Origin of the sequence: Mesorhizobium cantuariense, assembly GCF_042647205.1 — a bacterium.
Lineage (GTDB): Bacteria > Pseudomonadota > Alphaproteobacteria > Rhizobiales > Rhizobiaceae > Mesorhizobium > Mesorhizobium cantuariense.
Genome location: NZ_JBHRVD010000001.1, coordinates 1,176,004 through 1,202,088 on the forward strand (window position 1 = coordinate 1,176,004; position 26,085 = coordinate 1,202,088).

25 protein-coding genes, 1 tRNA gene and 1 pseudogene are annotated in these 26,085 nt (G+C 59.9%); 12 read left to right on the forward strand and 15 right to left on the reverse strand.

Annotated features, from left to right (window positions below):
• Window positions 1-71: 71 nt before the first annotated feature.
• Window positions 72-1,598, forward strand: coding sequence for a GMC oxidoreductase (locus ACFOJ9_RS05550; protein ID WP_378977456.1), 1,527 nt, complete (start codon window positions 72-74; stop codon window positions 1,596-1,598).
• A gap of 24 nt (window positions 1,599-1,622) precedes the next feature.
• Window positions 1,623-1,862: pseudogene (locus ACFOJ9_RS05555) on the forward strand (Lrp/AsnC ligand binding domain-containing protein); the annotation flags it as partial.
• On the opposite strand, the gene ACFOJ9_RS05560 reads toward ACFOJ9_RS05555, so the two are convergent.
• The 7 genes from ACFOJ9_RS05560 to ACFOJ9_RS05590 all read right to left on the reverse strand — a co-directional run bounded on the left by ACFOJ9_RS05560 (window position 1,859) and on the right by ACFOJ9_RS05590 (window position 7,996).
• A complete protein-coding gene (locus ACFOJ9_RS05560; RefSeq protein WP_378977458.1) occupies window positions 1,859-2,647 on the reverse strand; it encodes an ABC transporter ATP-binding protein in 789 nt (262 codons plus the stop codon). The pseudogene ACFOJ9_RS05555 and the gene ACFOJ9_RS05560 overlap by 4 nt on opposite strands.
• The gene (locus ACFOJ9_RS05565; protein WP_378977460.1) at window positions 2,644-3,366 is read right to left on the reverse strand and encodes an ABC transporter permease; all 723 of its coding nucleotides are present in this window, start codon (window positions 3,364-3,366) and stop codon (window positions 2,644-2,646) included. Before ACFOJ9_RS05565 ends, ACFOJ9_RS05560 begins: the two co-directional genes overlap by 4 nt.
• A complete protein-coding gene (locus tag ACFOJ9_RS05570; RefSeq protein WP_378977462.1) occupies window positions 3,366-4,076 on the reverse strand; it encodes an ABC transporter permease in 711 nt (236 codons plus the stop codon). The genes ACFOJ9_RS05565 and ACFOJ9_RS05570 overlap by 1 nt, the downstream gene beginning before the upstream one ends.
• A complete protein-coding gene (locus ACFOJ9_RS05575; protein WP_378977464.1) occupies window positions 4,076-5,257 on the reverse strand; it encodes an NAD(P)/FAD-dependent oxidoreductase in 1,182 nt (393 codons plus the stop codon). Before ACFOJ9_RS05575 ends, ACFOJ9_RS05570 begins: the two co-directional genes overlap by 1 nt.
• A gap of 5 nt (window positions 5,258-5,262) precedes the next feature.
• On the reverse strand, window positions 5,263-6,711 hold the full coding sequence (locus ACFOJ9_RS05580; protein ID WP_378977466.1) for an FAD/NAD(P)-dependent oxidoreductase: 1,449 nt from the start codon (window positions 6,709-6,711) through the stop codon (window positions 5,263-5,265).
• Window positions 6,708-7,007: a (2Fe-2S)-binding protein gene (locus ACFOJ9_RS05585; RefSeq protein WP_378977467.1), complete on the reverse strand. Its 300-nt coding sequence runs from the start codon at window positions 7,005-7,007 to the stop codon at window positions 6,708-6,710. The genes ACFOJ9_RS05580 and ACFOJ9_RS05585 overlap by 4 nt, the downstream gene beginning before the upstream one ends.
• Before the next feature lie 134 nt (window positions 7,008-7,141).
• Window positions 7,142-7,996 carry a transporter substrate-binding domain-containing protein gene (locus ACFOJ9_RS05590; RefSeq protein WP_378977469.1) on the reverse strand — a complete coding sequence of 285 codons (855 nt, stop codon included), beginning with the start codon at window positions 7,994-7,996 and terminating at the stop codon, window positions 7,142-7,144.
• Between the two features lie 248 nt (window positions 7,997-8,244).
• Between ACFOJ9_RS05590 and ACFOJ9_RS05595 the strand changes: the two genes are divergently transcribed.
• Window positions 8,245-9,150 carry a LysR substrate-binding domain-containing protein gene (locus ACFOJ9_RS05595; RefSeq protein ID WP_378977471.1) on the forward strand — a complete coding sequence of 302 codons (906 nt, stop codon included), beginning with the start codon at window positions 8,245-8,247 and terminating at the stop codon, window positions 9,148-9,150.
• A gap of 31 nt (window positions 9,151-9,181) precedes the next feature.
• A tRNA-Ser gene (locus ACFOJ9_RS05600) sits at window positions 9,182-9,252 on the forward strand.
• A 280-nt stretch (window positions 9,253-9,532) separates the two neighbouring features.
• Here the strand turns inward: ACFOJ9_RS05600 and ACFOJ9_RS05605 are convergent.
• The 7 genes from ACFOJ9_RS05605 to ACFOJ9_RS05635 all read right to left on the reverse strand — a co-directional run bounded on the left by ACFOJ9_RS05605 (window position 9,533) and on the right by ACFOJ9_RS05635 (window position 14,884).
• Window positions 9,533-9,838 (reverse strand): hypothetical protein, encoded by a 306-nt coding sequence (locus tag ACFOJ9_RS05605; RefSeq protein WP_378977473.1) that lies wholly within the window; start codon window positions 9,836-9,838, stop codon window positions 9,533-9,535.
• A gap of 69 nt (window positions 9,839-9,907) precedes the next feature.
• Entirely contained in the window at window positions 9,908-10,756 is an 849-nt protein-coding gene (locus tag ACFOJ9_RS05610; protein WP_378977475.1) for an alpha/beta fold hydrolase, read from the reverse strand.
• A 56-nt stretch (window positions 10,757-10,812) separates the two neighbouring features.
• Window positions 10,813-11,247, reverse strand: a complete 435-nt coding sequence (locus tag ACFOJ9_RS05615; RefSeq protein ID WP_378977477.1) for a MarR family winged helix-turn-helix transcriptional regulator — start codon at window positions 11,245-11,247, stop codon at window positions 10,813-10,815.
• A gap of 357 nt (window positions 11,248-11,604) precedes the next feature.
• Window positions 11,605-11,790, reverse strand: coding sequence for a hypothetical protein (locus tag ACFOJ9_RS05620; RefSeq protein ID WP_378977479.1), 186 nt, complete (start codon window positions 11,788-11,790; stop codon window positions 11,605-11,607).
• The gene (gene ftsZ / locus ACFOJ9_RS05625; protein WP_378977481.1) at window positions 11,771-12,790 is read right to left on the reverse strand and encodes a cell division protein FtsZ; all 1,020 of its coding nucleotides are present in this window, start codon (window positions 12,788-12,790) and stop codon (window positions 11,771-11,773) included. Before ftsZ ends, ACFOJ9_RS05620 begins: the two co-directional genes overlap by 20 nt.
• 84 nt (window positions 12,791-12,874) lie before the next feature.
• Window positions 12,875-14,167: a beta-ketoacyl-ACP synthase II gene (fabF, locus tag ACFOJ9_RS05630; protein WP_378977483.1), complete on the reverse strand. Its 1,293-nt coding sequence runs from the start codon at window positions 14,165-14,167 to the stop codon at window positions 12,875-12,877.
• Window positions 14,168-14,296: 129 nt separating this feature from the next.
• Complete coding sequence (locus tag ACFOJ9_RS05635) at window positions 14,297-14,884, reverse strand: TetR/AcrR family transcriptional regulator (RefSeq protein ID WP_378987581.1); 588 nt, start codon at window positions 14,882-14,884, stop codon at window positions 14,297-14,299.
• Window positions 14,885-14,979: 95 nt separating this feature from the next.
• On the opposite strand from ACFOJ9_RS05635, the gene ACFOJ9_RS05640 reads away from it, so the two are divergent.
• From ACFOJ9_RS05640 to ACFOJ9_RS05650, 3 genes are all read left to right on the forward strand, one after another.
• Window positions 14,980-16,098, forward strand: a complete 1,119-nt coding sequence (locus ACFOJ9_RS05640) for an efflux RND transporter periplasmic adaptor subunit (protein WP_378977485.1) — start codon at window positions 14,980-14,982, stop codon at window positions 16,096-16,098.
• Window positions 16,095-19,205: an efflux RND transporter permease subunit gene (locus ACFOJ9_RS05645; protein WP_378977487.1), complete on the forward strand. Its 3,111-nt coding sequence runs from the start codon at window positions 16,095-16,097 to the stop codon at window positions 19,203-19,205. The genes ACFOJ9_RS05640 and ACFOJ9_RS05645 overlap by 4 nt, the downstream gene beginning before the upstream one ends.
• A gap of 142 nt (window positions 19,206-19,347) precedes the next feature.
• Entirely contained in the window at window positions 19,348-19,962 is a 615-nt protein-coding gene (locus tag ACFOJ9_RS05650) for a TetR family transcriptional regulator (RefSeq protein ID WP_378977489.1), read from the forward strand.
• Between the two features lie 5 nt (window positions 19,963-19,967).
• On the opposite strand, the gene ACFOJ9_RS05655 is transcribed toward ACFOJ9_RS05650, so the two are convergent.
• Window positions 19,968-20,960: a LacI family DNA-binding transcriptional regulator gene (locus tag ACFOJ9_RS05655; RefSeq protein WP_378977491.1), complete on the reverse strand. Its 993-nt coding sequence runs from the start codon at window positions 20,958-20,960 to the stop codon at window positions 19,968-19,970.
• 217 nt (window positions 20,961-21,177) lie between these two features.
• Here ACFOJ9_RS05655 and ACFOJ9_RS05660 point away from each other — a divergent pair, with 217 nt between their 5' ends.
• The 5 genes from ACFOJ9_RS05660 to ACFOJ9_RS05680 all read left to right on the forward strand — a co-directional run bounded on the left by ACFOJ9_RS05660 (window position 21,178) and on the right by ACFOJ9_RS05680 (window position 26,083).
• Entirely contained in the window at window positions 21,178-22,125 is a 948-nt protein-coding gene (locus ACFOJ9_RS05660) for a sugar ABC transporter substrate-binding protein (protein WP_378977493.1), read from the forward strand.
• A 149-nt stretch (window positions 22,126-22,274) separates the two neighbouring features.
• Complete coding sequence (locus ACFOJ9_RS05665) at window positions 22,275-23,396, forward strand: ABC transporter permease (protein WP_378977495.1); 1,122 nt, start codon at window positions 22,275-22,277, stop codon at window positions 23,394-23,396.
• Between the two features lie 2 nt (window positions 23,397-23,398).
• A complete protein-coding gene (locus tag ACFOJ9_RS05670) occupies window positions 23,399-24,199 on the forward strand; it encodes an ATP-binding cassette domain-containing protein (protein ID WP_378977497.1) in 801 nt (266 codons plus the stop codon).
• Window positions 24,200-24,221: 22 nt separating this feature from the next.
• On the forward strand, window positions 24,222-25,022 hold the full coding sequence (locus tag ACFOJ9_RS05675; RefSeq protein ID WP_378977499.1) for a TIM barrel protein: 801 nt from the start codon (window positions 24,222-24,224) through the stop codon (window positions 25,020-25,022).
• A 38-nt stretch (window positions 25,023-25,060) separates the two neighbouring features.
• On the forward strand, window positions 25,061-26,083 hold the full coding sequence (locus ACFOJ9_RS05680) for a Gfo/Idh/MocA family oxidoreductase (protein ID WP_378977501.1): 1,023 nt from the start codon (window positions 25,061-25,063) through the stop codon (window positions 26,081-26,083).
• Window positions 26,084-26,085: the final 2 nt, after the last annotated feature.

A 26,085-nucleotide genomic window follows, 5' to 3' on the forward strand; every position in this document is an offset into this window, starting at 1 on the left:
GTGGTCTCGGCTTGCTGTCGTTGCTGTGCATCAACACGGCTCGCGGAGACGCAGGCGCATTGGAGGCAAACGTGACTCAAGAATTCAAGCCTGATGTCATCATCATTGGGTCGGGTGTCGGCGGCGGCTCGGTAGCTCGGCAGTTGGTGGGATCGGGTGCCAAGATATTGATCATCGAGCGCGGCGATTTCGTGCCGAACGAGCCAGAAAATTCCGATCCGGAAGCAGTTTACACCCAGCGGCGCTATCGGACCCACGAAGAGTATCAGGACGAAGCTGGTAACCGCTATCGTCCGTCACAGTATTATTATGTAGGCGGCCATACAAAGTGGTACGGCACAGCAATGTTCCGTTTTCGTGAACGCGATTTTAGCGAAGTCCGCCATGAGGACGGAATTTCACCTGCCTGGCCAGTCTCATATGGCGATCTAGAACGCTGGTATGATGAGGCTGAGCGCGTCTTCGGCGTGCGCGGCCGGGCCGGCATCGATCCGACTGAACCGCCGCGTTCGGCCGGATACACACATGACGCGGTTCCCCACGAACCTTTGATCGCCGAAATGGCAGAGAGATTGGCTCGCCAGGGCTTGCGGCCATTCCCAAATCCTGTCGCCATCGATTTTGGTCCAGGCGGGAGTTGCATCCGGTGCGGGGCATGCGATGCCTTCGCATGTCGCTACGGAGCGAAAGGGGACGGTGAGACACGCCTTATCCGGCCGATCCTCAACCATCCTGACGTCCGGCTATGGACCAAGGCGCAGGCTACTCGTCTTATTCCGGCTTCCGACGGCCGCATTGCCGCTGTCGAAGTGTTGTGTGAAGGCCAACTTTCACGTGTGGAAGCTCGCACGGTCGTGTTGAGCGCAGGCGCGATCAACTCGGCGCTCATCTTGCTCCGGTCCGCGAACGAGGCTTATCCGGATGGCATCGCCAATCGCTCGGGCGTTGTCGGCCGCTACTTGATGAACCACCATCTCACGGGGTTGGTAGGCTTTATGCCGTTCCGCGTGAACGAGACTAAATTCACCAAAACGATGGCGATCAATGATTTCTATTACGGTTTGCCCGACGATCCAGATGCGGGCGGCAACATCCAAATGCTCGCCAATCTCAAGGGACCAATGATCAGCTCGAATATCCCATGGATGCCAAAGCGGATGGCAGATGTGGTTGCTCGGCACAGCGTCGACTGGCTCTGCATGTCCGAGGATTTACCGAGCGCCGCAAGCCGGGTCCGATTGCTACCGGGGGACCGTGTTGAAGTGGCCTATTATCCTGGCGGTCTCGCTGCCCACAACAAGTTCGTGGGCCACGTAAGAACGCGTCTCCGCAAGATCTTCCCCCTCGTTCTGCATCGTCCATCCGGAATCAAGGGCCCGGTTCACCAGTGCGGTACTGTTCGTATGGGCGACGACCCGGCGACCTCCGCGCTTAACAACCTTTGCCAATCATGGGACCATCCTAATCTCCATGTCGTCGACGCCAGCTTTTTTCCGTCTTCAGCCGCATTGAATCCGGCTTTGACGGTTTGTGCTCAGGCGCTTCGCGTCGGCGCCCGCCTTCGCGATGCCTGGCGTGAGGGTAAGCTTGCCGCCTGAGAGCGCAAAACGAAGCATTGCCGCATCCGCGGTATCAAGCTCATTGAGATTGAGGGTCGTGCCGCCGACCGCGTGGTCCGGGCACTGGGCGGCTGTCTCGACAATTCACACAGAAAACGGCCGGGTGGGATCTGGTTGTCGAACTTGGAACGGCCTCGCTGACCGATTTCGAATGCTGTGCTCCGGCGCATCCGCCTCATAGCCGGGATAACGGGCAGCGAAACCAGCCTGCTCGCCGCGCACGCCCGAGCACGACTGACCTAGCTCTGGCCCTGGCCGTTGCTACCGGCCAGAAACTGACGGAAGCGGTCCGATCGGCTGGCGGCAAAGAGTTCGTCTGGCGGACCTTCATCCTCGACCAGTCCCTTGTGCAGGAATACGACCTTGCTGGAGACATCTCTGGCGAAACCCATCTCGTGGGTTACTACGAGCATCGTCCTGCCTTCGTCGGCAAGCGCGCGCATGACGCGCAGGACTTCGCCGACAAGTTCGGGATCGAGCGCAGAGGTCGGCTCATCGAACAGCATGACTTTGGGCCGTTGGGTAAGCGCGCGAGCGATTGCAGCACGTTGCTGCTGGCCGCCGGACAAGTGCGCCGGATAGTGGTTGCGCTTGTCGGCAATACCCACCTTGGCCAGCATCGCCTCCGCCTCTTCCACGCACTCAGCGCGAGGTCGTTTTTGGACGTGGATAGGCGCCTCGATCAAGTTCTCAAGGATCGTCATGTGGGACCAAAGATTGAAGCTTTGAAACACCATGCCGACGCGCGCGCGTATCCCTTGGAGCTGCTGCATGTTGGCCGGCCGCGTCTTCCCGCCCTTTTTCTCAAGCAGGATAGTTTCGCCCCCGACTTCTATCCGCCCTTCATCCGGAACCTCCAGCATATTGATGCAGCGCAACATCGTCGACTTTCCCGATCCGGAAGAACCAAGGATGGTCACCACCTCTCCCTCCCTGGCCTCCAGGGAGATGCCCTTCAAAACTTCCAGATTGCCGAAACGTTTGCGAAGCCCGGTCACGCTGACGGCCGATTGATGTGGGTTTGTCATCGTGCACCTCTTTGCTGGGCGTCAACGGACACCGGTGGCAGCCTCAAATGACCGGTTAGACCGTAGTCAGCCCACTGGAGGAGCCGCGTGACGAGGAAGTTGATCAGGAGGTAGATCGCCCCCGCGACGACAAGAATTTCGATGGCGCGGAAGGATTGGGAGATGAGTTTGGCGGCAAGGCCTGTCACTTCCATCAACGTGATGATCGATGCCAGCGACGTCGCCTTGACCATGAGGATGAACTCATTGCCGTATGCTGGCAGCGCTTGACGCAGGGTTAGAGGAAAGACAATCCGCCGGTACAGCACGGTCGTGCGCATGCCGCAGGCTCGTGCCGCTTCGATCTGGCCTGAGGGGACTGACAGCAGAGCGCCACGAATAACCTCGCTCGAATAGGCAGCCGTGTTCAGGGTCAGGGCGATGAGGGCGCACCAGTATGGTTCGCGCAGTATCGGCCACAGAAAGCTCGTCCTGATCGCCGGAAACTGGCCGAGACCATGGTAGATCAGAAAAATCTGCACAAGCAGCGGAGTGGAGCGGAACACGAAGACATAAAATCGGGTTGGCCACGCCAACAGGGGCAGCCCGGACAAGCGCGCCAGAGCCAGCACGATGGCTAGCACGGTTCCGAGCGCCACCGACGAAACCGCCAGCTGCAGTGTCAGCGGGACACCGGTCAGGAGCGTCAGCAGCGTGCCGTACAGGAAAGAAAAGTCCATCAGACTGGCCTCGATCCACGCGTGAGGCGCCATTCGGTACGCTGTAACAGCCATCCCGAGATCGACGAAATCACCAGATACAAAACAGCAGCGGCAAGGAAAAACGTGAACGGCTGGCCTGTCGAACCGGCCCCGATTTGCGCCGTCCGCAGAATTTCGACGAGGCCAGTGACAGAGACGAGCGCGGACTCCTTCAGCACCAGCTGCCAGACATTACCGAGACCTGGCAGCGCATGCCGGAGCACCAGCGGGGCGACGATCCTGCGAAACAGTGTCAGTTGCGACATGCCGCTTGCAATCGCCGCCTCGATCTCGCCGGAAGAGACCGCCCGGTAGGCCCCGCGCATGACTTCCGTCTGATAGGCGCCAGATACCAGGCCGATGGCGAGCGAACCCGCCAGGAAACCGGGTATGCTTATGAAGCCCGACGCTCCAAACAAACCGCCCAGCGGTGTCAGCACGGCGCTTGAGCCGAAATAGAAGAGATAGATCACGAGCAGATCGGGTATGCCGCGCATGATCGTTGTATAGGCGTCGGCAAGGCTCCGGCAGAAATATCCGCCCTTGAGTTTTGCCCAGGCGCCAATTGTACCAATAAGCAGGCCGATCCCGAATCCCGTCAGTGCCACCGCAAGGGTCATTGCGGCCCCATGTAGCAGCAACGGCCCCCAGCCATTCTCGCCAAAGCCAAATACGAAACCGGAGCCCATCACCCTGCGGCTCCCGGCTGCTCGTGCTGCGCGGCATGAATTGGCACACGGGCGACTGCACCGTTCGAAAATCGGTCGGGGCTGAAAGCCGCAATTGAGAGCGCGCTCTTGCCGTCGGTGATCATATCCGAGACAAGCGACCCGACGATCGGCCCAAGTTGAAATCCATGACCCGAAAATCCGAAGACGTGCCAAAAATTTTTGGCAACCGAGCTTGCACCGATGATTGGAAGGATGTCGGGCGTGACCGCCTCCAGCCCCGCCCAGGTTCGAACGATCGTCGCCTGACGCAGAACGGGGAAAAAATCCCAGACTGTCTGCGCGCTTTCGACCATGCGGTCAGCCACAGTCAGCGTGGTGCCGGCATCGAGGTCCGGATCGCCAAGCACCCCACCGCCGATGACGACCGTGCCGACTTGCGTCTGCTTCAGGGATAGCTTGCGGTCGATGCCGATGACGACTGGATCGAGAAAGTGTTGTATGCGGGAGGTTACCATAAGGGTCAGCGCGAGATGGGTCCTCGGTAATTGTTCGCCGATCATTTCGGCGATCCGCCACGCCCACGCACCACCACAATTGACAACGATGTCCGCACGCATCTGGCCGCGTGTAGTATCGAGCTGCCATTTCGAACCAGTCGCGGCCACATCGGTGACGCAGGTCTGCTCGTAGAAGCGGGCACCAAGCTGCTCTGCCCTGGCACGGAAGGCCTGCGTCGTGCGAAACGGATTGGCGTGGCCGTCGCGACGGGAAACGATGCCGCCAATGCAGATGTCCGATAGTGACGGAACCAGTTGCCTGACGCCCTTGGCATCGAGCATTTCCTCGAAATCGTAGCCCAGCGCTTTCATGTCGGCGGTCCGCTGCTCGCACCAGGCGAGCTCTGAGGCGCTTGCTGCTACCCCCACCTGTCCGACACGCCTGATGAATTCGCAGGTTTCAGCCAATTGCGGTCCGAGCAGCTTGTCCAGGTTTTCCCAGATATCCATCGCCGCGATCGACAGCGGGATTTCAGCTGCATCCCGCATCAATTGCCTGACGCCGCCGGCATTCACGCCCGATGCATGGCGGCCAACGATATTCTTTTCCAGCACGATCGGCTTGAAGCCCCGCTGCGCCAGATGAAGTGCGGTGGAACAACCGTGCAGGCCTCCGCCGATGATGATGACGTCTGTTTGCATGGTCCCTAGACTCTCTGGCTGGGATCGCCGGAACTGGCGGACAGCTCAGGGCCGTATTCGGCATTCTGCAGATGAGCCAGTTGCTCGAGTGGCAATGGTTTGACTGGAATGCGGAGCCGGAAATAGCCCACATCCTTCATCGAGAGGCTGCGGTGTTCAGCCAGGATTCGCGCGATCGTCTGGCCACACATACGGCCCTGACATAGCCCCATCCCACAACGGCTTTGGGATTTGAGCTGATCCAGTTCTACAAAGCCTTGGCCGTCGACCAGTTGCCTGATCTCCCCGGCAGACACCTCCTCGCATCGACAGACGATGTCATCGTCGGCCGGGGTCCTGATCGCTTCGGAAGGGGAATAGAGGTGGTCGAGAAGGCTGCGCAGGCCGACTTGACGGGTGAGCGCCTGCTTAGGCCCGGTTGTCAGCCGGTCTCGTTCCTTCATAGATATCAGCCCAAGTCGAAACGCTGTTTCCAGCGCGGCAAGTCGGCCGGAATGCGGCGCGGCCTTTGCACCTCGGATGCCCGCTCCATCGCCGGCAACGGCGATACGCTCATGGCTGGTGGTCCCCCATTGATCGGCAACCGGTGCCCAGGCCACTTGCGCCTCATCCCACCGATGTGCGCACCGCAGGCTTGCGGTCAACTGGATGTTCGGGATCACGCCCTCGTGCAGAAGAAGGGCGGACGCATCGATGCGATGGCGCTGCCCCCGGCTTTGAAACGTGACCGCTTCCAACCTGTCCCGACCTTCACTTCGGATGTCACTCGCATGAAGTATCCGAACACCGGAGGATTTGATCGCTCGGATCCACTTCAGCCCGTCAAGCATGTCGCCGGCGCCAGCACGCACTTGCGAGAGAAGCCGGATTGTCGAAAACCACGACGTCGGGTTCTGCGTCTGAAGGATGGCACGCAAAGGTGCACCGGCGGAAAGCAGTTGCAGAGCGATGAGATAGACAAGCGGTCCAGAGCCGGCGAGAACCGTGTCTCCATCCGGCACGATGCCGGCGGCTTTCATCAAGGTCTGAACGGCACCTGCCGTCATGACCCCTGGCAGCGTCCATCCCGGCACCGGCACCGGCCTCTCGACGGCTCCGGTTGCAATCAGCACTCGATCGGCCTTGAGAAGATAGGCCTGCCCGGATTGTGAAACCCCGATCTTGCCATTGGGCGTGACCTGCCAAATCGAGCTCGAAGGCTCGTAACGAACTCCACTTTGACGGAAAGCCTCCACCAGCGCGCTTCCGTGCGCGTAATGCTTTCCCAGAATTTTCAACAGGCGGCCGGAAGCGCGGTTGACGGCCTCGATATTGCGATAGACTTGGCCGCCTGGAGTCGGCTGCTCGTCCAGAAGCACAGTGTCTATGCCAAGCCGCGCGGCAAGTGTGGCGGCCGCCAGGCCTGCTGGACCACCGCCAATGACCGCGAACTGGCATGTTCTTGGGGCTGTCATCTGTCTTCCAATCTGCCTGCGCCCGACTGACTCCGAACGATCATTCCGTCTGCAACAATCGACAGGCACGCTTGACAGTCCGCCCGTCCGTCGATCTGCACCAGGCAATCGAAACAGTTTCCAATCATGCAGAAGGGCAGGCGCGGGACTCCCGAAACAGGTGTCGTGCGGAAGTGATCGACACCCGCGGCAAGCAACGCCGCGGCAACGCTTTCCCCGGCCTGGCAAGAAATCGTCCGACCATCGAAGACGATCGTCGCCGTCGCCGTCGCTTCGCCGAGGCGTCGAAATTTCATGGCGCATTTCTCGAGTTCGGTTGTCGCTGTAGCCGGAGCTCGTACTGGGAATGAGGCAACGTCACGGCAACCGCCGCGGGGCGCTCATCATGCCGTGTGGTGCGAGCGACCAGGGCCGCTCGGACCGGGTCGTGTCAGTCCTTGACCGAGATATCGGCCCCGAACCATTTTTCAGTCAGTGCCTTGTTGAACCCGTCGGAATCCACCGAATGGATCGCCGTGTTGAATTTCTCTTTGAGCGCGGTGTCGCTTTTGCGAAGTGCAACATTCGTCGTACCGCTGCCGAGCACGCCTTCGACAAACGTTGGCCCGACCAACGCTGCACCACTCAACTCGGGCTTGGCCAAAGCCGCGTTGAGAACCGTGACGTTCGCCATGACGAGATCAACCCTGCCTGCCACCAGGTCGAGGTTCATCTCATCGATCGTCTTGTAGGAACGGATGGTCAACGCATCCTTCAGGTAGGCATCGGCAAAGAGCCCTGCCGTCGTCGATCCCTGAACGCCAAGGACCTTTCCTTTGAGGGAAGCAGCCAGATTTTCGACCACCTTTTTGGAGCCGTCGGGATTGGTGCGCAGGTTGAAATCCTCCCGCGCCGGAACGACCTTGTCGAGGCCGCTCTCCTTCATGGCCATGAACGCGTTCGGTGCCCTGGAATATGGATCGGAGAAAGCAGCGACTTTCTGACGATCGGGTGTTACCCCCATGGACGCAATGATGGCGTCGAACTTCCCTGCGTTCAGCGCCGGCAGCATTCCATCCCAGTCCTGCCCCACAATCTCGCATTCGGCCTTCATGCGACGGCACAATTCCTTGGCAAGATCGATCTCGTAGCCGGCCAGGCTCCCGTCGGGGAGCGTGTAGTTCCAAGGTGCATAGGCACCTTCGGTGGCAATACGGATGTGCGTGACGTCTTCAGCCCAAGCTGAGCTGGCCGACGGCATGACGGCAAGAGAAAGCACGGCCGACAACAGAATATTCTTGATCATGTGAACCCCTTTTTGTTGCCGAACAGCGACCGACAGGTCCGAAATGAATCGGAAAATTGGATAGGTTCGGTGCGAGCGACACTCGACCCGCACCTGCACCAAGCTCGTGAAACTGTTCGATTTAGCCTGCTTTGTGCAGACCTTGCCGGAGTTAATTACAGATCGCTGCTCCGTTCCAATACGAAAAGTTGCGCAGCGTATAGGATTTACCTATGGGTTTGACTCGTGACTTCCGAGGAGTGCGACCCATGAACTACAAGCAGCTTGAGGCATTCCGCGCTGTGATGGAGGCGGGAACCGTGACCGGCGCAAGTGAGCTTCTGCATATCGCCCAGCCATCGGTCAGCGCGCACATCTCCAACCTTGAACACGCCTTGAAGATTCAGCTGTTCATACGGCGTGCGGGTCGCCTGGTTCCAACCGCGGAAGCGCTGCTGCTCAACGAGGAGGTCGGCCAGATCGTCAAGGGTATGACTCGCATTCGCCGCCTGGCAGACGACATTACCCAGCTCGAGGCCGGCCGCCTCACCATCGGCGTCTATCCAGCACTTGCAAGTATCGTGCTGCCGCGTTTTCTCAAGGATTTTGCCGGGCGCCATCCGAAGGCTCGGATGAGCATTTTCCCCAGCGCCTCACCGAGGATCGCCGAGTTGACCGCTGGGCGGCAGATCGACGTTGGTCTCATCCAGGCGCCGGTGGTCGACATTGCGATCACCTGCGATCTGATCTTTGAGGCCGAGTGTGTCTGCGTGGCGCCTCTCGACCATGCCTTTGCCAACGAAGAAATCATTAGCCCAATACAATTTTCGGAGCAGGCATTCATCGCCTTAGGACGAGACGATCGTACCAGGCAGGATATTGATCGCGCGCTCGTCGACGCGGGCATTTCCATCGACTGCCGTTTTGAAACCCCTTTCGCCGACACAGCCTGCGCGCTCGTCGCGCAAGGCCTGGGCGTTTCAATCGTCGATCCGTTTTCTGCAGCCCGGTGGGAAGGCCAACTCACCATCCGACCTTTCGCTCCTCGACTTCCCTGTCACATCTACATGACCCGCAACCGCACGCAGGTGTCGTCGATGCTGCAGCAGGTATTCGAACGGGAGTTCCGAACGGCGCTTGAAGACAACCGAAGTGGCAATGTGAGGCTGTTTTAGCTCAGGCGGAGCGTCGCCCGCACACAAGCTTGCGAGGCTCCAGCTTGTCCACTTGCCCTCCGAAGGCAGAGGTCGCAGGTTCGAATCCTGCCGGGTGCGCCATTTTTATACTGCAAAAACAGTTCGTTAGCAAGGCCCTGTTTCTCTGTGACGAGGTCGGGAAACACGTGGCGGAAGCACCACGGAAGCAGTCGGCAGGATATTCGGGCTAGCTATAGGCCGGACGCTATCCAGTCAGGCGCCGGCTTCCCGTCAAACAAACCAGCGATTTCGGCAATAGCTAGGCGTATGGCGGTGACGATGCTTTTGCACAACGGCCAGTTTCAACATGCCCACGTTAGAAAACTTGGCACCGTGCCAAGCCTTGGACAGCTAGCGAGATTTATAAAGCGGATTCGTTCGGCCGAGCATCCTCGTCCGCAAGCACCCTGATGAGCTTACAAGCATCCTGCCAATAACGCGCTGCATCAGCCCTTGTCGAGGCGCGGTCCGGCCGATAAGGGGGCAATTCGCCCGCAACGGCTTTGAGGTCGTGTAGCACCGAAGCAATGTGCGGCCACGGGAAGTCAGTCGGGTCACCGATATCTCGATCTGCGCCGACGATCATCTCCAACTTGGCTATGACACCAGCGAGCGATGAAGCCGCCACCTCGGGGATAATATCTTGAAGCTTCAGGGCTTCGGTCATCGCTAAGACCTCGGCCTCCCGCGCAATCGCATATCCGCGCATTCGAGGCCGGCGGCAAACACGCTCTGGCTAGCTCGCCAGTATGATGCGCGCCAGTTCCGATGGATTTTCAACCGCCGAAAAGTGCCCGCTGTCCTTGAGTGTGTACATGCGCGCGTTAGGAAGCAGTGCCCGGGTTCGCTCCCGTTCGTTGGGGCGCGACCAATCGCTGTCCCCGTAGATGAGCGTTACGGGCGCTGAGATTTCCCGGTACTGATCGCGCGCCTTGCTCCAGGATCGCCAACCTGCCAGTACCTTGCGTGCGGCCCGCTTGTATCCAGGACGTTGAGCCACCCGGCCGAACTCGGCAAGAAGGTCGGCAGGAAGTTTACGCGGATCGTGATATCCGCCGCCCATGATCTTGCCGAGCACCATCTTGTTTTCCGCCCACGCATTGAATGCGCCTAGAAACGGGATCTGCAAACTTCCAATGATGAGATTCGCGAACCAGTTGCCACGTCGGATGCCGTCTCCATAACGGATATCGTAGTCGTAAGGGTTGATCGCGAAGACGCGCTCGACCCGTTGAGGAATTGCGGCAGCAACCGTGAGAGCCAATGCCCCCCCGATCGATTCGCCTACAAGCGTGACGTCGGTGAGATTGAGCTTCTCAATGAAGCCAATGACGCCTTGCCTGAAATACGGCTCATCAAGGCGCGCGAGCGCGTCGATCGGCGAATGGCCGTGTCCAGGGAGATCGATCGCATAAACCGTAAACGACTTGGCGAGGAGGGGCGCCAAACTGCGAAAATATTCGAGCTGCGTGCGGATCGTGTGCATAAGGACCAACGGTGGCCCGTCGCCCGTCTTTTCATAACGCAGACTAAGCGCATCCGATATTTCCAAGAGGCTCGGCTGGGGTTTCGGCGGGGTAGGCATTTCATCTCTCCTTGTTATTGCATATGCAACTATATGGGCAAAAAAAGTCAGCTGTCTTAGACGTTCGAGACGCTGAACAGCGAAGTCAGAATGTTGGCGCGGTCGCTGCCAAGCAGCTTGCGAACGCGCTGCTGAGCTCGTCGCCAACCAGGAGCAATCGCCACAATGAGGCGCCTGCCCTTCGCAGTGATTTGTAGAGGGTTTCCGCGACCGTCATCTCCCGCGATCACCTCCTCAATCCAGCCGTTGGCGACCATAACGGCGAGATTGCGCGTTAATGTTGAGGGATCGATGTCAGCATAGCGGCCAACGTCCGAGCGCCGCACCGGCCCTGCCTTGGCGACGACAACGAGCAGGCTGAACTGGCTGGCTTTGATGTGATGCGGGCGCAGCTCTTCCTCGTAGAGGGACGTCACAATGCGCGATAACCTTCGCGATGCTGACAACAGGCAATTGTGAGCGATTTCGTCGATGATGCCGCGTGTCGTCATGGTGGCGTCTCATTGTAAACACATCTCACAAGACCGTCGAAATTGGCGGCAAGTTTTCGCGCCAAAGTGGCGCCGATGTTACCAGCGCCGATGTTTCCGATCTTCATAGGATGTCCTTTCATGAGTGTGAAAGAGCGGCCGCCTCAGCCCCGGACGCCTCATCGCTGCGCCGCCTCCCGTCGCGCAATGCCGAGAGTGTACCAACTCCCGGAGCCCGCTCGCAACGCCAGCCTGCCGGCCGAAACGAAGGCTTTGGCCATCGTGTGCCCGATGCCAGTGGATGCCACGTCACCAGAGTTTTGCGATGCCTCTAGTCCGACCGCCCGCGGCCTCATCTGCGTCACCCGTGGAGTATGGTCATCCTTCGCCACGCGGAATAGTCTCGGCATCGCCCCCACCATAGACCCTAGTTTCGAGAGCCTTCACGCGCCGCTCCAGCAACTCCAGTTCGCTGGTGTCAATCGCTTTGGCCATGGTGGAAAGCCCCCCGATGGCGTCAGACAACCAGCGTCTAAGGCCGGTTTTACGCTGTGCTTCTTCCATCACTGTCTCCTCGTCTTCTCTGACCGAGTTCAATTATATCTGCTGTCTGACGAAGCCCGGTTGCAACGACCGATACTCTGAATTTTCCGTCTAGGGTGCTGTCGAAAATAGCACCGACTATAATGTCAGCGTCGGCATCGACGTTCTCACGGACGCAGGTTGCGGCTTCGTCTATTTCAAAAAGCGTCATATCCGATCCACCGGATATTGAGACGAGGACGCCCTTGGCCCCGCCCACCGAGGCTCCGTCAAAAAGTGGGTTGGTGATCGCGGCTTCGGCGGCGGCCTTCGCGCGACCCTGCCCAGAACTCTCGCCAGTGCCCATCATAGCAGGGCCCATTTCGCGCATCACAGCTCTCACGTCGGCGAAGTCGAGATTGATCAATCCCTCTTTTAAAATCAGATCAGTGATGCACCCTACGCCCGCATAGAGGATCCGATCCGCCATAGCGAAGGCATCGGCGAAAGTTGTTTTCGCGTCGGCGACCCGGAAAAGATTCTGGTTGGGTATGACGATAACTGTGTCGGCGCATTCGCTCAGGCGCTCGATACCCTGCCTCGCCGCCTTCATCCGCTGTCGACCCTCGAATGCGAACGGTGTTGTCACCACGGCCACCGTAAGAATTCCGGCCCTACGCGCAGCTTGCGCGATGACGGGCGCGGCACCGGTTCCAGTCCCGCCTCCCATTCCTGCGGTGACGAAACACATATGCGTACCGGCAAGCTGATCCATGATCTCATCAATCGATTCCGCGGCCGCCGCATAACCCACTTCAGGATGGGAACCCGCCCCAAGCCCCTCTGTAACGTTCGCACCTAGCTGGATTAGGCGCGAGGCCTTCGACATCGACAGCGCCTGGGCATCGGTGTTTGCAACAATAAACTCGGCGCCCTTGAGGCCTTGCGCGATCATGTTGTTGACGGCGTTTCCACCGCCGCCGCCAACACCAATCACAGTGATCCTAGGCTTGAGCTCAGCGATATTTAGGGTAGCAGTCATGGCCAATCTCCAACAAGTCGGTATCCAAGTCTGTAAAAGCCGCACGAAAAGCCCTTGCAGGTGGCTACCACCCGCGGGCTTGACTCACGCGAGGTTCGGGCTGAACTCATTTTGCGGCCAACGCCGGAACAACGCGCTGGCGTTGACTCCTCCAAAGCCGAAGCCATTGGAGATCGCATAGTCCATCTCCATTGGCCTGGCTTGGTTTACGACGAAGTCGATCCCCTCCGCAGCCGGATCGGCAGCGCTTAAATTGAGGGTCGGCGGTGCTACCTGATCCTTCAGCGCCAGGATCGTGAAGATGGCTCCAAGCCCGCCGGCGGCTCCGAGCAAGTGTCCGGTCGCCGATTTTGTTCCGCTGACGGCCACGGAAAAATCCGCGCCAAAAACTCTTTTGATCGCCTCGATTTCACCCAGATCGCCCACCGGCGTGGAAGTCGCGTGCGCATTGAGGTGGCGGACCTCACGCGCCGAAATGCCGGCTTGGGCAATCGCGATCTCCATGGCTCGACGCGCACCGTTGCCATCCTCGGGACCGGAAGTGATGTGATGAGCGTCCGCCGTCGTGCCGTAACCGACGAGTTCCGCAAGCGGTTTCGCGCCGCGCGCAAGCGCGTGGCTCAATGCTTCGACGACCAGGATGCCAGCCCCTTCGCCCATGACGAAGCCGTCACGCAACATGTCGAACGGACGGGAGGCCTGATCAGGACGGTGATTGAAGGAGCTCGAAAGAGAGCGTGCCGCGGCAAAACCACCGAGACTGACTGTATTGATGCAGGCTTCCGTTCCGCCGCACACCGCGATGTCAGCTTCATTGGCACGGATAAGTCGAGCCGCATCGCCGATCGCCTGAATGCCGGCCGCACACGCAGTCACAGGCGCGCCGAGCGGACCTTTGAAGCCGTGTCGGATCGAAATCTGTCCTGCTGCCATGTTCACCAGGAAAGATGGCACCGTGAACGGTGAGAGACGTCGAACACCGCGCTGATCGACCGTTCGCACCGCTTCGGTTATGGCGGGGAACCCCCCAATCCCCGAGGCGATGATCGTCGCGGTGCGGGTCCTGTCATCGTCCGACACCGGCTTCCACCTCGCTTGGGCAAGTGCCTCTTTCGCCGCCGCCAGTGCGAAAACAATGAACCGGTCTACTTTGCGCTGTTCCTTCGGAGCCAACACGGTATTCGGATCGAAGCCGGCTTCGGGGTCTTCTTCCACGGAGGGAACTGTCCCGCCGATCTTCGCCGGCAGATCTCCCACCACATCGTCCGGAAGTCTCCGGATGCCCGAGCGACCAGATAGGAGCCGGGACCAAGAACTCGTCACATTGGCTCCGAGGGGGCTAACCGCTCCCATGCCTGTAATAACGATACGACGCATGTGTACTCCAGCTGTTGTTCTGTTTGATCCGTTTGCGACGGCGCCGTGCGTGCGCTCGATCGCGATCACTGCTCATTCACGTCGGGCCAGCGGCTGTGGCAATGCCGCCGCTGGCCCGAGGTGGACGTCTCATGCTTTTTCCGGGGAGGCCGCGATCCGCCTGACTTCGTCGGCAGCGACATCGAGAAAATGCCGCGACGTCTCTTCGTCCTTCAGGATACGAGAGAGTGTGACGGCACCCACCATGAGCGACAGTATCGCCATGGCTTTGCGATGGGTTTTTGGGCTTTCCGCCGCAGGCATCAATTCGTCGAGAATCTCGAGGTGAGCTTCGATGCCATCCTGGAATGGCACCCTAACCTCCTCGCTCTGACGCGCCGCGTCAGAACCAAGCGCTACCAGCGGACAACCGTCGCTCTTCTCTTCGCGATGTCCCGTGGAAAGGTAGAGTCCGATGACGGCCTCAAAGGGATCAGCGCCAACGGCAGCAACAGCCGACCATCTGCGGATCGCGTGCTCCATCGCTCGCCTTGATGCCTGTGCCGCCAGATCGTCCTTGGATTTGAACTGCTTGTAGAATCCACCTTGAGTGAGGCCGGCGCCCTTCATTAGATCCTTCAGCCCGATGCCATCGAAGCCGTGCTCTCGAAAAAGCCGGCTCGCCGCGTTGATGACCGCTTCGCGATTTGCTTCCGCCTGTGCGCGACTGACTCTCATATCGATCTCCAATTAGATTTCACTTGACATATATAGCACGATTAGAGTTAGATCGCAATCTAATTTGAATCGCAATATCCGCCGAGGGCACTCAGATGAAACGCAAACCACTTCTAATAGGCATCACTCTTCTGGCCGTCGCCGGGGGCGCCGCGGTCGTTATCCTGTCTGGAGCGTTCGAGCACAGCGCACAGGCGGCGGACCCGCGCCTCGCTGCACCTCTTGTGAAAATCGTGGAATCGACAAGGCCAGAAAACGCCGAGCGCGCCTTTACGGGTGTAGTTGCCGCTCGCGTCCAGAGTGATCTGGGCTTTCGGGTGCCTGGCAAAATTGTTGAGCGCATGGTGAATGTCGGGGAGCAGGTCAAAGCAGGCCAACCCCTGATGCGTATCGATGAGACCGACTTGCGACTTGTGCTATCGGCAAAGAACAGCGCGGTTGCGGCGGCTCGGGCTGTCGTGGTTCAGGCGACCGCGGACGAGAAGCGCTACGCTGTTCTAGTCAAGAAGGAATTGGCAGCAACCCCGCAGCAATACGAGCAGGCGAAGGCCGCGCTTGATACCGCCACGGCTCAGCTCAATGCAGCCCAAGCAGAGGCGAAGGTCGCAGAGAACGGGGCGACCTATTCGGTCTTGCAGGCGAACGTCGACGGAACGATGGTTGAAACGCTTGGCGAGCCGGGACAGGTTGTGGCTGCAGGACAGACTGTGGTCCGGCTTGCCCAGGCTGGATCCCGTGAAGCGGTTGTCTCACTTCCGGAAACGATCCGCCCCGCGATCGGGTCGGTTGCCAACGCGACCGTCTATGGCGATAGCGGGCAGTTCTCGACGGCCCGCCTCCGGCAAATCTCAGATGCAGCGGATGCCAGGACTCGTACTTACGAAGCGCGTTATGTTCTGGAAGGTGAGGCTGCCGCAGCGCCGCTCGGTGCAACGGTAACGATCAGAATTGCCAGCAGCGGCGCTCAGTCCGAGGCAGCCGTGCCTGTGGGCGCGGTGTTGGATGATGGTAGTCGAACGGGTGTGTGGATACTTGATCGAAATTCATCGACCGTGCACTTCAAACCCGTCCAGATAGAACGCTTGGGTGAAGAGGTGGCGGTGGTGTCCGGGCTGCAAGCAGGAGAGCCTGTCGTCGCGTTAGGCGCCCATCTCTTGCAGGACGGGACAAGTGTCAGGACGAACGTCGATGACGTGAAGGCGGCCAACCAATGAATTTCAACCTTTCCGCACTCGCTGTCCGCGAGCGAGCCGTCACCCTGTTCTTCATCATTTTACTTGCCGCCGCGGGCGCCTACGCTTTTATCAACCTTGGGCGTGGAGAGGATCCGTCGTTCACCATCAAAACCCTTACTGCCACGGTGGTATGGCCAGGGGCGACTGCCCGCGAGATGCAGGACCTCGTAGCTGAACCGTTGGAGAAGCGAATACAAGAATTGACCTGGTACGATCGCGTCGAAACGACGACCCGGCCGGGCTACGCCTTTTTGACGGTAACGCTTAAAGACAGCACGCCCCCAACTGCTGTTGAGGAAGAGTTCTATCAAGCCCGCAAGAAGCTCGGAGACGAGGCGCCTAAGCTACCTCCTGGCGTGATAGGGCCTTTCGTGAACGATGAATATTCGGATGTGAGTTTCGCCCTGTACGCACTAAAGGCCAAAGGAATGCCGATGCGCGATCTCGCACGGCAGGCCGAAGTGATCCGTCAAGATCTTCTCCATGTGCCCGGAGTGAAGAAGATCAACATTCTCGGAGAGCGGCCTGAGCAGATATTCGTTGAATTCTCTTATGACAAGCTGGCTACTTTAGGCATATCGGCACAGGACATAGCTGCTGCTTTACAAAGGCAAAATACGGTCACACCGGCGGGCTCAATCGATACTCGTGGCCCCCAGGTCTTCATTCGATTCGATGGAGCCTATGACAGCATCCAGGCGATTGCCGACACCCCGATAGCCGCTGGCGGACGCACGTTGAAGCTCTCCGATTTCGCAACTATCCGGCGAGGTTATGAGGATCCCGCAACATATATCATCCGCCATGAGGGCGAGCCGTCCATCATGCTTGGCGCGGTGATGCAGCAGGGCTGGAACGGGCTGGAACTCGGCAAGGCCTTGGAAGAGAGGTCTGCGGCAATAGCCAAGACACTGCCGCTCGGTATGACGTTGGCAAAAGTCAGCGACCAGGCTGTCAATATTGAAGCTGCGGTCGGCGAGTTCATGTTGAAATTCGCCATGGCGCTTGGCGTCGTGCTGTTCGTCAGCCTCGTCAGCCTCGGATGGCGTGTCGGGATCGTTGTTGCCTTGGCCGTTCCGCTTACGCTTGCGGTCGTGTTTCTCATCATGCTGGAAACTGGCAGGTTTTTCGACCGCATTACGCTTGGCGCCCTGATCTTGGCGCTGGGCCTACTCGTGGACGATGCCATCATCGCCATCGAGGTGATGGTGGTGAAGATGGAAGAGGGCATGGATCGCATCAAAGCCGCGGCCTATGCTTGGAGCCATACGGCAGCGCCAATGCTGTCTGGGACAATAGTGACAATCGTCGGGCTGATGCCGGTCGGGTTTGCTAGATCAACCGCCGGCGAGTACGCCGGCAACATCTTCTGGGTTGTCGGCTTCGCGCTCATCGTCTCCTGGGTCGTCGCGGTGGTTTTTACGCCTTACCTCGGCGTCAAGATGCTTCCAGAGATCAAGCCCGTGGCTGGTGGCCATGAAGCCATTTATGGGACACCAAATTACCAGCGCCTGCGCCGACTGATCACATTTACGGTGCGTCACAAGTTCATGACCTGCGCCGCCGTCGGCATGGTCATGGTGGTGTCGGTTGTGGGAATGGGAGCTGTGAAACAGCAGTTCTTCCCTACATCGGACCGTCCAGAGGTACTTGTTGAAGTCCGTTTGCCTGAAGGCACCAGCATCGAGACAACTACGGCCACTGTCGCTAATCTCGAGCGCTGGCTGCAGAAACAGCCCGAAGCAAAGATCGTCACCAGCTATATCGGGCAGGGCGCGCCACGATTCTTTTTTGCCATGGCTCCGGAACTGCCGGATCCAGCTTTCGCTAAAATCGTCGTGCTCACGCCTGACGCTGAAGAGCGCGAAATCCTCAAGCGTAGGCTCCGCGCTGCGCTGTCAGAAGGCCTTGCCCCCGAAGCCAATGTCCGCGTTACCCAGCTTGTATTCGGCCCCTACACAGCGTTTCCAGTGGAATTCCGGATCATGGGACCGGATGCCGCGCAGTTGTATCAGATCTCCGAAAAAGCCCTTGCCATCATGAAGGGCGTGAAGGATGTCCGGCAGGCGAACCGCGACTGGGGCGACCGTACTCCGGTAATTCGATTCATTCCCGATCAGGACCGGCTCAACTTGATTGGCCTGTCGCCCGCGGAGGCAGCGCAGCAGTTGCAGTTGCTGCTAAGCGGTATCCCGATCACGCAGGTTCGCGAGAACATCCGCAACGTTCCTGTCGTCGCCAGGAGTGCTGGAGAAAGCCGCCTCGATCCGGCAAGGCTCGGAGACTTTTCGCTGATGAGCCGGGAAGGGGGGAAGGTCCCACTGGATCAGATCGGCCACGCCGAAATTCGGTTCGAGGAGCCGATCATGAAGCGCCGTGACCGAACGTCGGTGATTACGGTTCGATCCGACATCAATGAAGCGACGCAGCCCCCAGAAGTCTCACAGCAAGTGATGGCCGCGCTTAAGCCGTTGATCGCGTCTCTTCCAGCCGGGTATCGCATCGAGATGGGTGGAAACATCGAGGAATCGCTCAAAGCCAATGTCGCCCTATTCAAGGTTTTTCCCGTGATGATTGCCGCCATGCTGATCGTCATCATGTTGCAGGTGCGATCCTTCTCCACAATGAGCATGGTTATGCTGACAGGACCGCTTGGTTTGGCCGGAGTGGTTCCAGTTTTGCTTATCTTCCATCAACCCTTCGGCTTCAATGCCATCCTCGGATTGATAGGATTGGCAGGCATCCTGATGCGCAACACATTGATCTTGACCGAACAGATAAAGGAGAACAAAGCAGCCGGCCTTGACGACTATCACGCCGTCATCGAGGCCACGGTGCAACGCACGAGGCCCGTAATCCTGACCGCACTTGCCGCCGTGCTGGCTTTCATCCCCCTCACGCACTCCGTCTTCTGGGGATCGATGGCCTACACATTGATCGGCGGCACCGCGGCGGGCACGGTGCTGATCCTTCTGTTCCTTCCTGCGCTCTATGCCGCGTGGTTCCGGATCAAGCCGACCGCGGATGAAATCCATCAAAACTCGACGGAGGAACCGGAAGAGCGAACAGCAATGGCGGCCGAGTAGGCTCTGTTGTGGATGAGACGATCCAGCTCTCGCGCGCTGGCCTTGCCTGGACATGCGCAGGGCCAGCTCCACGATCTTACCGCTTACAGATTATCGTCCACGCCAGCCGGGGCGGTTCGAGTCATCAGTTCTGGAGACATCCATGAATCGTCCGGTTCGAACGCGAACTGATCCCGACGAGATGCGCGCGCGTATCCTGGAGGTGGCGGAGGTGCACTTTCGCCGCATCGGCTACCATAAGACATCGGTGGCCGACATCGCCTCAGAACTCGGCGTGAGTCCGGCAAACATCTACCGGTTCTTTCCTTCCAAGGTTGCGATCATCGAATCCATCGCTGGGCGGGTCATGAACGAGGTCGCTGAGATTGCCTTTACGATTGCACGCACAAGCGCACCAGCCTCTGAGAGACTCAACCGGCTTCTGACCGCGGTTCACCAACACAGCAAGACGATACTGATTGGGGAAAAGCGCATGCACGACATAATTGTCGCCGCGGTGCACGAGAACTGGGCGACCATCACAGCGCATGTCGAGCGGATGACATCGATCTTTGAGGCGATCATCCGTGATGGCATTGAGGCGGGAGAATTCAAAGTCGAAGATCCCGCGGCGGCGGCACGTTCGGTCAAGACGGCGTTTACGCCATTCTTCCATCCGACTCTGATCGAGCATTGCCTCCAACACGGCGAAGACACCGAGGCGAGCCTGCGCGAGCAGATTCGCTTTACCCTGAAAGCTCTCGGCAAGTCGGACTAGGCAGCCTATGCGGATCCACGCACAACCAATCGTCCTGGCAGGATTACCGATACTTTGGGCTCGCGGCCCAGGATCATGGAAACGGTTGCCTTCACCATTGCCTCGACGGGTTGTTCATATGTCGTGAGATCATAGGCTGGCGCGGCAGCGAACAGCGTGTTGTCGAATCCCGCCACGGCAATGTCCGCCGGCACCTTCAACCCGAATTCGCCGCGGATGACGTCCATGGCGCCGAACGCCAGGACATCGTTTTCGCACAACAGAACATCAATGCGGTCGGCGGGCGAGACTTCGTTCAGGTAGCGCCTTGCGGCGGCCGCGCCGGAGGCTGCGCTGTAGGACTGCGCCGCCAGTTCCGCGACCTCGTCGATGCCGTGAAGTTGCCAGAATGCCTTGAACGCCCGTTGGCGGCCAAGCGCTGTCGACAGCGTCTTTGCTCCGGCCATGAAGCCAGGCCGCCTGTATCCTTTTCCATGCAGATGCCTGCATAGCTCGTTGATGGCCAACGTCGAGTCGCAGTTAATCGCGGGCACACCCGGGATCTGACTGTCGCGCGCGAGAACGAACATCGGGGCCGCGCCATCCAGCCTGACATCCTGCAGCATTTCGGTTCTGAACGCGGTGCCGCACATAACCACGGCATCAAGCTGGCGCTGGTCGGCGTTTAGGAGCGCATGCACGTGATCAAAGTGCTCGTTGATGTTAATCAGAACGGCAACCAGACCCTCCGATTGAAGTTCCAGGGTGAGCCGCTCGAGGAATGACAGCTTGTAGGGATTTTCGAAGTCGTCGACGAGAACGGCCACCTGATGCGTAAGGTTGGTCGCCAGGCTTCGGGCAAGCAGATTGGGCCGGTAGTTCAGCTTTTCAGCGACGGCCATCACCTTGGCGCGGCTGGTCTCGGTAATCGACGCGCCCGGCGTGAAGGCGCGGATGACCGTCCATTTGGAGACGCCCGCCTGCTCCGCGACGTCTCTTGCAGTTGCCCTCTTGACCATCACTCTTCCCGTCCGCGTCGCCATATGGAATGCCTATTTCATTTCATCGCAAAATGAAATGAACATTGACATTCCTTTGCCCATGGCTATGAATATGCACGTTAGCTACCGGTAGCAAAGGACGATTGGTAGCCAGACGGGAGCATCGGCGCGTGTGAATGCGCCGAAATACGGAGGAGAGGCGCCGCAAAGCCGCGCCCAATTTGGAGGAATCGAAATGAAATCGATGTTGAGGAAGCTTGCCTTCGGCGCCGCCGTGCTCGGCGGCCTGATGACCGGTGCCCAGATGGCTTCGGCGAAGGACATCAAGATCATCGTCGTCAGCCATGGCCAGGCCAACGACCCCTTCTGGTCTGTGGTCAAGAACGGCGTGACGGCCGGCGCCAAGGATGTCGGCGTCAAGGTCGACTATCGTGCCCCCGAGACGTTCGACATGGTGGCGATGAGCCAGCTGATCGACGCCGCGGTCAACCAGAAGCCGAACGGCCTGATCGTCTCGATACCGGACGCTTCGGCGCTCGGGCCGTCGATCAAGAAGGCGGTCGCCGCCGGAATCCCGGTCATCTCGATAAACTCTGGCTCCGATGTTTCGAAGTCCCTGGGTGCGCTTCTGCATGTCGGCCAGGACGAGTACAGTGCCGGCAAGGCGGCGGGAATGAAGCTGAAGGAGATGGGCGGCAAGGCGGCCATCTGTGTCAACCAGGAGGTCGGCAACGTCGCACTAGACCAGCGCTGCAAGGGCTTCGGCGATGGCTTTGAAGGCAATGTGAAGGTGCTGCCGGTCTCCAACGATCCCGCCGACGTCCGTGCCAAGGTGAAGGCAGCGCTGAGTGCGAACGGCGACATCGACACCATCATGGCGCTCGGCGCCAGCACCGCCGGCGAACCCTCGCTTGCCGCCGTCAAGGATGTCGGCAAGCTGGGCAAGATCAATGTCGCCACTTTCGACCTTTCGGCGGATTTCCTGAAGGCGGTCGCCGCCGGCGAAGCTGCGTTTGCCATCGACCAGCAGCAGTTCCTGCAGGGATATCTGCCGGTCGTCTTCCTGGCGAATTATGCGAAATACGGCCTGATCCCGGGTGGCGATGTGCCTTCCGGCCCGAACCTGATCACCAAGGACAAGGCGGCGCAGGTCGTCGAACTGTCGGCCAAGGGCATCCGCTGATCGCGGGCTGCCGATCCTCTGTGATTGTCGAAACCCCTCTCCGGTTTTCGGGGAGGGGTATTTGGCCGGCCAGGCGCTGGATCAGGCAATCTCCCGGTTTTCGGACACGAGCGCTTCGGCAACTTGGCACGCTTTGGGAGGGAGAAATCATGGTTCAGAACGAACAGACACCAGCGACTGCCACGAAATCCGACGAACGGATCCGGCAAGTCGGCTTTCTCACGCATATGATGCGCCGGCCCGAGCTCGGCGCCGTCGCCGGGCTTGTCCTGGTGGTGGTGTTCTTCTTCTTCACCGCCGACCCCTCGATGTTTTCGCTGTCCGGCCTGATGACCATCCTGGCGCCGGCGTCGCAGCTGGGGATCCTCGCCATCGCCGCCTCGCTGCTGATGATCGGCGGCGAGTTTGATCTCTCGATCGGCTCGATGGTGGCTTTCACGGGCCTGATCTTCGGCGCGCTGTTGACCAATTTCGGCCAGCCGCTCTGGATCTCCATCGCCTTCACGCTGCTGCTTGCGGCGGTCATGGGTGCGGTCAACGGACAAATCGTCATCAGGACGCGGCTGCCGTCGTTCATCGTGACGCTTGCCTTCCTGTTCATCCTGCGCGGCCTGACCCTGGTCGGCCTCAAATGGGCCACAGGCGGCTCGACGCAGTTGCGTGGAATAGAGGATGTCGTCGGCGACGGAGTGCTGAAGCAGGTGTTTTCAGGCGTCGCCTTCCAACCCCTGTTCACCTGGCTGGCCGAGCACGACCTCATCGAGAAATTCGACAATGGCGTGCCCAAGGTCACGGGTGTGCCTGTCTCCGTCCTGTGGTTCGTCGGAGTGACCGGGGTCGCGACCTGGGTGCTGTTGCGCACGCGCGTCGGCAACTGGATCTTCGCCGCCGGCGGCGACCCAGTCGCGGCGAGAAACTCCGGCGTGCCTGTCCACCGTGTGAAGACCGGGCTTTTCGCGCTGACGGCATGCGCCGCCGCGCTCGTCGCCATCATCACGGTGCTGGATGCCGGCTCGACGGATGCACGCCGCGGCTTCCAGAAGGAGTTCGAGGCGATCATCGCCGCCGTCATCGGCGGCAGCCTGCTGACCGGCGGCTATGGTTCGGCGATCGGCGCCTTCTTCGGCGCCATCATCTTTGGCCTCGTCTCCATCGGCCTGACATACACCCAGTTCGATTCCGACTGGTTCCAGGTCTTCCTGGGCTCGATGCTGCTTCTGGCCGTCCTCTTCAACAACTTCATCCGCCGCAAGGTGACAGGGGAGCGCTGATCATGGCTGATAGCAAAGCGGCGACCTCGCCGCCTCTCATCGAGGTCAACAATATCGTCAAGCACTATGGTTCCGTCATCGCGCTCTCGGGCGTTTCGATGAAGGTGTCGCGGGGCGAGGTGCTGTGTCTGCTCGGCGACAATGGCGCCGGGAAGTCGACCCTCATCAAGGCGCTTTCTGGCGTGGTTCGTCCAACCAGCGGCGACTTCCTCGTCGATGGCAAACGGGTCACCTTCAACAGCCCGCGCGATGCCCTCGATGCCGGCATTGCCACGGTCTATCAGGACCTGGCGATGATCCCGCTGATGTCGATCACCCGCAATTTCTTCATGGGTTGCGAGCCGCGCAAGGGCATTGCGCCATTCCGCTACATCGACTTCAAGCATTGCAACGCGGTGACGCATGACGAGATGCGCAAGATTGGCATCGACATCCGCGACCCCAACCAGGCGGTGGGCACGCTCTCCGGTGGCGAGCGGCAATGCGTGGCGATCGCGCGCGCGGTCTACTTCGGCGCCAAAGTGCTGATCCTCGATGAACCGACATCGGCGCTTGGCGTCGCCCAGACCTCGATGGTGCTGAAATACATCCACCAGGTGCAGCAAAAGGGCCTCGGCGTGATCTTTATCACCCACAATGTCCGCCATGCCTATGCCGTCGGCAGCCGCTTCACCGTGCTCAACCGCGGCAAGACGCTGGCCACCTGCGCGAAAGGCGAGATCAGCATCGATGAACTGCAAAACATGATGGCGGGCGGCAAGGAGCTACAGACCCTGTCCGACGAACTCGGCGGAACGATCTAACTTTCAAACCAGGATATTGATCATGACCACGGCCCTTGAAACCTCGGGACCCTTTACGCTCGCGGTTTGCGCGGAAATGGTGTTCCGCTCGCTGCCCATTCTCGACCGACTCAAGCGGATCACCGAACTCGGCTTCGTCGCCGAAATCTGGGACTGGACGAAGCACGACATCGCCGCGCTGGCCAAGTCCGGCACCTCGTTTTCCTCGATGACCGGCTATGTCACGGGGACGCTTGCCGATGACGCCGGCGCGGACGAGCTGATCAGGACGGCGAAACTCTCGATCCCAGTCGCCAAGGAGTTGAACTGCCCACGGCTCAACCTGCACGGCACCGGGCTCGACGGGCAAGGCCTTCCGATCGTCAAATCAGAAGTCGTGACCGGTGCGATGTGGCTCAAGGCCCGCGACACACTCAAGCGCATCGCCGACCTTGGCGAGCAGGAAGGCGTGACCTTCGTCCTCGAAAACCTCAATGAGGCCGTCGACCACCCGAAAACGCCGTTCGCCAGGGCCGCCGATACGATCGCGCTGGTCTCGTCCATCAACCGGCCGTCGCTCAAGCTCAACCTCGACCTCTATCACGCACAGATCGGCGAAGGGAATCTGATCGAGCTCTGCCGCCTGGCGCTTCCCCATATCGGCGAGATCCAAGTGGCCGATGTTCCCGGCCGCACAGAGCCCGGTACCGGAGAAATCAACTACCCGGCCATCGCCCGCGCCCTCGACGCGATGGGCTATCGTGGCGTCATCGGCATGGAAGCCTGGCCGTCGGGCGACGACGAGCTCGCGCTCAGTCGCTTCCGCCAGGCTTTCACCGTCTAGCCAGCCACTTTTTCATCGATCAAATTTCGGAGCATCAAATGCCTGCCCAACGCCCTGTGAACGTCGCCCTGATCGGGGCTGGCCGCATCGGTTCCTTTCACGCCGAATCCGTCGTGCGTCGGCTTGTCGACGCAAACCTGGTCGCGATCGCCGACCCGGCCAAGGGCGCGGCGGAGGCGCTCGCCGCAAAGCTGGAGGTCCCAACCGCCGTGACCGACGTCTCGGCGGTGCTCTCTGACCCGGCGGTCGAGGCCGTCATCATTGCATCGCCGGCGCGCTTCCATGCCAGCCTTGCCGTTCAGGCGGCCGAGGCCGGCAAGGCCGTGTTCTGCGAAAAGCCCATGGCGCTGACCCTCGAAGAGGCCGATCGCGTGATCGCCGCCGCGTCCAGCGCCGGGGTGCCGCTGCAAGTCGGCTTCAACCGCCGCTGGGACCAGGCTTTCGCCGAAGGGCGCGCCGCGATCGATGCGGGCAAGGTGGGAACGCCGCAGTTGATCCGGTCGCTGACCCGCGACCCAGGCCCCTATGGCGGCAGTCCGGAAAAGACGCCGCGCTGGACGATCTTCTACGAGACGCTGATCCACGACTTCGACACGCTTGTCTGGCTCAATCCTGAAGCCCGGCCCGTGGAGGTGACGGCATTAGCCGATGCGCTCGTGCGCCCCGACTTCAAGGACAGGGGTTTCCACGACACCGCTGTCGTCACCATCCGTTTCGACAATGGTTCGATTGCTGTCGCGGAAGCTAATTTCTCCGCCATGTACGGCTACGACATTCGCGGCGAAGTCTTCGGCTCTGGCGGCATGATCACCATGGGCGACGTGCGCCGCTCGAGCATGACCCTGTTCGACAAGAACGGCGTCTCAAGCGACACCTGGCGGCGCGACACCGATCATTTCGTGCATGGCTACACCGCGCAGCTCGCCGCTTTTGTTGGCGCGGTTCGCAGCGGCGTGGTCAAGGGGCCGACCGGTCAGGATGCTCGCGTCGCGCTTGCGATCGCTCTTGCATGCATCAAGTCGGTGGAAGAGCGGCGCACCGTGTCGATGAGCGAAGTCTGATG